At 37.2% G+C, this 6,113-nt stretch carries 7 protein-coding genes; 1 reads left to right on the top strand and 6 read right to left on the bottom strand.

The genetic code is table 11. The features are described 5' to 3' along the window. Positions 1-175 precede the first annotated feature (175 nt). Positions 176-1,240 carry a hemolysin family protein gene (locus tag FBQ94_RS17135; protein ID WP_007221875.1) on the top strand — a complete coding sequence of 355 codons (1,065 nt, stop codon included), beginning with the start codon at positions 176-178 and terminating at the stop codon, positions 1,238-1,240. A 522-nt stretch (positions 1,241-1,762) separates the two neighbouring features. On the opposite strand, the gene FBQ94_RS17130 is transcribed toward FBQ94_RS17135, so the two are convergent. The 6 genes from FBQ94_RS17130 to FBQ94_RS17610 all read right to left on the bottom strand — a co-directional run bounded on the left by FBQ94_RS17130 (position 1,763) and on the right by FBQ94_RS17610 (position 6,054). Continuing rightward, a complete protein-coding gene (locus FBQ94_RS17130; protein ID WP_051006178.1) occupies positions 1,763-2,251 on the bottom strand; it encodes a hypothetical protein in 489 nt (162 codons plus the stop codon). Then, the gene (locus FBQ94_RS17125) at positions 2,167-2,910 is read right to left on the bottom strand and encodes an RNA polymerDNA-directed RNA polymerase subunit B (RefSeq protein ID WP_051006177.1); all 744 of its coding nucleotides are present in this window, start codon (positions 2,908-2,910) and stop codon (positions 2,167-2,169) included. The genes FBQ94_RS17130 and FBQ94_RS17125 overlap by 85 nt, the downstream gene beginning before the upstream one ends. Then, positions 2,880-3,986, bottom strand: a complete 1,107-nt coding sequence (locus FBQ94_RS17120; protein ID WP_007221872.1) for a hypothetical protein — start codon at positions 3,984-3,986, stop codon at positions 2,880-2,882. The genes FBQ94_RS17125 and FBQ94_RS17120 overlap by 31 nt, the downstream gene beginning before the upstream one ends. 458 nt (positions 3,987-4,444) lie before the next feature. After that, the gene (locus FBQ94_RS17115; RefSeq protein ID WP_007221871.1) at positions 4,445-5,320 is read right to left on the bottom strand and encodes a nucleotidyltransferase domain-containing protein; all 876 of its coding nucleotides are present in this window, start codon (positions 5,318-5,320) and stop codon (positions 4,445-4,447) included. 165 nt (positions 5,321-5,485) lie between these two features. Continuing rightward, positions 5,486-5,773 (bottom strand): MJ0235 family protein, encoded by a 288-nt coding sequence (locus tag FBQ94_RS17110; RefSeq protein ID WP_007221870.1) that lies wholly within the window; start codon positions 5,771-5,773, stop codon positions 5,486-5,488. A gap of 131 nt (positions 5,774-5,904) precedes the next feature. Beyond that, a complete protein-coding gene (locus FBQ94_RS17610) occupies positions 5,905-6,054 on the bottom strand; it encodes a toxin-antitoxin system TumE family protein (RefSeq protein WP_352247025.1) in 150 nt (49 codons plus the stop codon). Positions 6,055-6,113: the final 59 nt, after the last annotated feature.

Here is a 6,113-nt window from a genome sequence, read left to right as displayed (position 1 = left end):
ACCCTTATTTTTCAGGCTTTTTCAGCCATACGGTCCTTAATTTCCTGGTATTTGGCTACTCTTGGACAAATTTATCCTATTTCTGCGCAACTTATGTGTTATTATTAAAATATCTGTTTGCTCAATTGTATAAGCTATAAAGTTTTTGAATTAAGTAGTCATCTAAATCTAAATTATGGAATGGATAATAGTAATTATATTGCTTTTTTTTAATGGTGTACTTTCATGTATAGAAATGGCATTTGCTTCTACCAATGTCCCGCTTTTAAGAGATATGGCTTTTAAAGGCAATAAAACTGCCAAAATATTCCTTGATTTACGAGCACGCCCGGAAAGGACCTTTGCCGTTATCCAGATAGGTATTACGCTGATTGGGGCTTTATCTGCAGCGCTTGGAGGTGGCAAAGTAATAAAATCTATTCTGCCATATATGAAGGGCTTTTTAGGGATTTCCGGAACAACGGCTGAATTTGTTGGAATTGTACTTTTCGTTATCCCATTCACCTTTTTTTCCGTTATTATCGGCGAGTTGATACCGAAAGCGATCGCAATCCGTTACCCCGAAGAGGTATCTTTGGCTTCTAGCCGGCTCTTAACGATTATGACAAAGATTGCAACACCTGTTGTCCATATCCTGGAGCAATCAACAGTAAAATTTCTTTCGCTCGTAGGTATTAACTCGTTCCTTTCTTCGGAAGAAGGAGCGGGGGTATCAGAGCTTTCTTTAAGATCTCTGCACTCATTTCACAGAGATTACATTTTGAATTTATTTACTTTACGCTTTAAGAAAGCATCAGAGGCCATGGTTCCCTTTTCCCGGGTAACAACGATTCGAAACTCTATGGGCAAGGAAGAAATATTAAAAATTATTATTGATTGCGGACACACAAGACTGCCCGTCATATCAGACGAAATCGAGCCCCAGGTAATTGGTATTCTTCACACAAAGGAATTTATCGCTATGATGGATACCAAAACAGAATTCTCTTTAACCAGCCTACTCCGTAAACCTTACTTTGTGAATCTGAATGAATCCATTCTCAAAATGCTTAAGGATTTTCAGGGAAATCGGATTCATATGGCCATTGTACGTCAAGACAATCAAGTTATGGGCATTGTAACATTGGAGGATATTGTAGAAGAAGTCTTAGGTGAAATTTATGACGAAGATGACGATGGAAGAGTTAAGAGAGACTGGAAACAAAGGGTTAGCACGAGAAGAAACCAAACGAAAGGTTAGTACCTCTTCAGAACATGTGTCATCATCAATGTGTGATTCTTAATAATAAGTTACCGTGTAATATCTGACAAACCACGCTAGACTATACATTTAGGGTATGGAATGAACCCTGGAAATGGACTTGTTCTTTGGCTCTTTTGTAAACAACCATACCCAGAAGAAATGCAAGGACACAAATAAATCCGTGAACGTGAATCTTCTGGTCTGTCCAGTGATACTGGGGCCGTACTGCCAAGTAAAAAGGGTTTTTCAGATTTTAAAAGATATATTCCACCTTCTGTTGTCCCCAATAAGCAGAGATAGCCTCCTCGCTCTTCCACTGATGACGGTTAGTAATTATAGGCTATCCGAGAATGTGGTTAATAAATAAGAGTAAAAGACAAAGGAAATTGTGGGTAAATTAAAATACGATCGATAAACAAGTCAGGAAAAGGTTAAAATATTCCCATCCAAATCATCCTTGTATCTCGGAAGCATAAAAAGGACATAAAACTACTACCATGAGGGCTTATTTTCCTTGTATTACCTTATACCGCTTATACCGTGGCGAGCCTTATTCCCATTTTCAGCATCTTTTTTAAATTCCATCCAATACACATCAACTTGTCTATCGCTGATTACAATCCCATCTTCAAAATTGTGTCCGTACCATGTCATATATGCCACAAGAAGATTCGTTCCGAGCGCAAGCTCACCGTCTTTCGTATCAGCACTATCGGCAATAATCTGCCCGGCTGTAACTTTTTCTCCCCGTTTGACACAAGGTTTGTGGTATATGATTGTTTCATGGATTGTAGGGGTTTCTGTCATAAGCGGATAGGATTCCTTTTCCAAATCATCGTCACGTTGAATAACAATCTCCTTGGGAGCAACTGCGATTACTTCCCCATCCGATTTGGCTTTTATACACCGTCCACTGAGATGCGCTATTTCTTTTTCAAATCCTGTCTTGACCAGAGGCCTTTCAGGATATAAAAGGGGAAGAGACTGTTTAAGGTTTTTTGCACCCATAAGACCCTATTAGCATCGTCATGTTGAATAAACGGTACTAATGCTGCTGCAAGTCCGATACATTGTGATGGATAAGCATCCTGATAGTGAGCTTTGCTTTTATTATATAATCGTATCATTCCATCTTTACCCCTTCTGGCAAAATACTGATTTTTATTTACCTCATTATCATCGGAATAAGGGAGGATGGCAGTATTTTCTTCTTCGGATGGATTAAGATAACAAAGTTTGGCGTTTGTTTGATCCGTGGGAACATAGAGAGTCTTAATTTGCCCACCTTCAATCCTGGCATGGGTAGCAAAATGAAGGGTCAACCCTATCTTCTCCGATTCCGGGGTTTCTACAAGACAGATACGGCCGTAGTGGCTATAGTGGACATCCCTTTTACCGAACCCCCGGTAATCTTTGCTAAGACCTTTAGGGCCGTAGAATGTAATTTTTCGTTTGTGAGATATCTCAGAGAGGGAGTTATTCTGATCGAGCAATTGACATAGCTCCCCATTTATATACCTTTGTACATATCTGTCGAATGTAGCAGGCATATTTTTTAAAGAATCTTCGTAGTTAAACCATCTTCCACTCATTTCTTCTTCTCGTTTTTGCTTTATTTCACTTAAGGCGTCGATCGTTATCTTTTCAAGTTGATCTCCGATAAGCAAGACCTCTTGATTTGCCAGATTATCAATATCATCCGACCATAACCTTCAAGACCTTCAACAAGATTGAGAAGGTAGTTTATTATTCCAAGGATATCTTGCTTTGTCAGATTTATGATACTATCGTCAGAGGAAATTATATGCAGGTCGTTTAAAGATTTCGCAAGTTTGTTATTGAGCCTTTTCCTGCCTTTCGAAGAGAGATCATAATGACTGGAATGAAAGAGATGATGGGTGACAAAGTTCATTTGCTCTTGGCTTAAAGGATTTCTAACGTTTTGAACCTCTGAATAATTCTTTTTATATACATCTTTATTTAGAAATAAGTTATCAGCCTCTTCCTGGAAACTAAATATCTTTAAAAAACAGGCCAGGTCTAATTGCCTGCAAATATTGGCAATATCTACCTTTATAATTCCTCTATTTTCCCCACTATTTTGTACGGTAAATCTTACCTGCAACCCCCTTTTGGGCCTTATCCATGCCGTGTATGTTGTACCCATATTACTTTCAACAAGAAGCCCATATGCAGGAATAATTTGCGCTATAGGAACCCGCTCCAATCCATTGACTATAAAGCTTGCCCGCTCAGTAAATGCCGGTATAGAACCTAAAACCTGATGTATCTCCTTTTCATCATCCTGCCTGTGGTAAATATCAACGCCGTCATAAGACCATCGGGTATACGTACTCATTTTAAGTTTAAGCAGGATGGTAGTATTCAAAGTTTCAGAATAAAGGAAACAACGCTCTTCGGACTTTGAGCTATTTTTTACTTCATATTCATTATAGTTAACTTCTGTTAATATCTCCTTTTTCAAAAACGATATATCAATATCCCCTTTACTCTCTTTGATCCCACGTAATTTTTGGCATATCTCGTCCCTTTCAGTTGTATTGTCTATCTCTTCAAAATTGATCATTTCTGGTTGAACGTTTCCTGGAATCTTAATAGGAAAGAGGCTGCAAAGTATGGTGTGGAGGGTAGTATCTTTATTGGGGATGGGTCTAACAAATTTTGCGTATGAGTCTAAATGAGGTGATAATTCAATACATCTGTCAACTTCAACATTAGCCATGTAAAGACCTCCGTATAAGGTATTTACAAACTGGATTAAATTAAGGATCAATTCCTTATAAGCAACTTTATTTCCATTTTGCTATTGTTACTGCATAAAGATTCTGTATTTATCTTGAAGATAAGGCATGCAATGATATTTGCTATATTATTGGTGTAATATTTATTTAAATAGGGCGGATATTTTAACACTAAGAGAATATTCAGGCAACTATAAATTGTTAGGTTGACATATTTTTAATCAATGATCCAATTGTGCTCAAATCATCTTATGTCTTCTAACAGCGATTCTGCGGATATAGATTTGTGAGGATCGTTAAGAATAAACAATATGTTGATAAATGTGTTGTTGTGATTAGCTGTATAGAAAATAAGATCCTAGAATAAATTTGGAATGGCTAGGAACGGAAATTTGATTTTCGAATTTTTAAACTATGTTTTTAAACCTAAAGGTTTGAGTTACATTCCAAGGCTTTTGCAAATTTCAGATATTTGGCGTAACGCCTGTTCGTATTTATCAGTGGTAATGACTACCTTATCCAGTGATCCGTAATGCTGCTCAAGACATTGCAGTAACAATGCCTTAATCCTTTGTTCATCAGGTAAATTGGGAAGTGTTGACTTTGTATAAAGTTCTTCAAGGTGTTTTTCTTTAGCATTGAAATAATCAATAATCTGCTGCTCTGACCATTCTCCCCTGCGGATAGACTTTAATTGCTCGTTATTTCTCTGTAAGTCAAGGTCACCTTCGATCAGTATCTGTTCCACTTCATTTAATAATCTAACTATATGATAGGCAAATTTCACATCATAGCCATACTTATCTACCATTTCTTTTCGTTTGCCATCACGTTCTTTCGATTTCATCTTATGCATCTGGCTGTAGGCATAACCCTTAAACTTGTGCCAGACACCTTTATGCAGAAACATTTTACGGTTTTCCCTAACCATTTGACCTATTTGAGTAATATGAATCACGCAGTTTTGGGGAGTGGAAAGGGAGTCGATTATGTTTGGATTATTTTCCATGCATAATTGGAAATATTTCACAATGGAATACACCGTAAAATCATATTGCTTTCCATTATGCAGTATGTGGTGTTCCTCCCATTGTTCGAATCTTCGGAAATGCTTTCCAAAGCCTGGTATTTCGCCTTTTAAATGCGGAAATATTTCCTCCTTTGGAGGTATGACAAAACCATAGATATCATGGTCGGATTCATCTTTTGTTACTCCGTACGCCTCGCTACCGATTATGGTGAGATACTGAACGTTATTTATTAGCCAGTGCGGCGGGTGTATTTTGCCTTGTTCTTTCAGGGTATGGATGATCATTTACTTATTTTCATTCATTATATGCATGAGGATGATAATATTTGGTTGGTATTATCTGCCTTTTCTTCTTACAGAGTAGCAATCGGTGAAGGTTTCTTCAGAAACGATTTCCAAAAGGGTGGATTCGCATCCGCTTAATCCACACTACACAAGTATCAACTATCATCAAAGAGTCCTCAAGGCTTTCTCAAGCTCGTCTTTTTTGAACTCAAGATGATCAAGCCTTTGGAGATCCTGCCACGTATCCTTCTCTTCAACCTCACCTTTTCTATATAACTCCTCAAACTCTTTAACAGAGGAAACGCCATATTTTGTTCGTATCTTAAACATCTCAGTCTTTATTTCCCTCAATTTTCTTTCCAGGAAAACCTTTAGACTTTCCTTCAGCATCTCTTCCTTTGAAAGATTGAGATTCTTAGCTAAGGCATCTAATTCTTTCATTTCTAATTGCATATCTTATTCTCCTGATATAAATCTGTTAGATACACTTTGTTCTATTATAAATTTCCCTGAATCGTTTGTCTATTTTATCTTTATCAGATTACAGACTCTGAACACTCTAAAGAATTAGGAATTGTGTATCGTTATTTAATCCGTAAAATATAATCCATTATTTCTTCTAAAATATCGCTTAATTCAGGTATACCAGATTGGATCATTTCACCCGATGAGAGATGCTTATGAGAATTGAAGCTTAACCGAGGTTTATGGTCAGCATTATCATACCTGAATATTCCTCAATACCCTTTACAAGTCTGGCGAAATATTCAGTGAGCAACATATTCTATTTCTT

The organism is Candidatus Jettenia sp. AMX1 (genome assembly GCF_030263775.1).
GTDB lineage: Bacteria > Planctomycetota > Brocadiia > Brocadiales > Brocadiaceae > Jettenia > Jettenia caeni.
This window is presented reverse-complemented; position numbering and strand designations above follow the sequence as displayed.

Coding starts and splice junctions, on each gene's coding strand:
- FBQ94_RS17110 (WP_007221870.1), bottom strand. CDS start 5,773: ATGCAATTAGAAATGAAAGAATTAGATGCCTTAGCTAAGAATCTCAAT.
- FBQ94_RS17120 (WP_007221872.1), bottom strand. CDS start 3,986: ATGGCTAATGTTGAAGTTGACAGATGTATTGAATTATCACCTCATTTA.
- FBQ94_RS17135 (WP_007221875.1), top strand. CDS start 176: ATGGAATGGATAATAGTAATTATATTGCTTTTTTTTAATGGTGTACTT.
- FBQ94_RS17130 (WP_051006178.1), bottom strand. CDS start 2,251: ATGGGTGCAAAAAACCTTAAACAGTCTCTTCCCCTTTTATATCCTGAA.
- FBQ94_RS17115 (WP_007221871.1), bottom strand. CDS start 5,320: ATGATCATCCATACCCTGAAAGAACAAGGCAAAATACACCCGCCGCAC.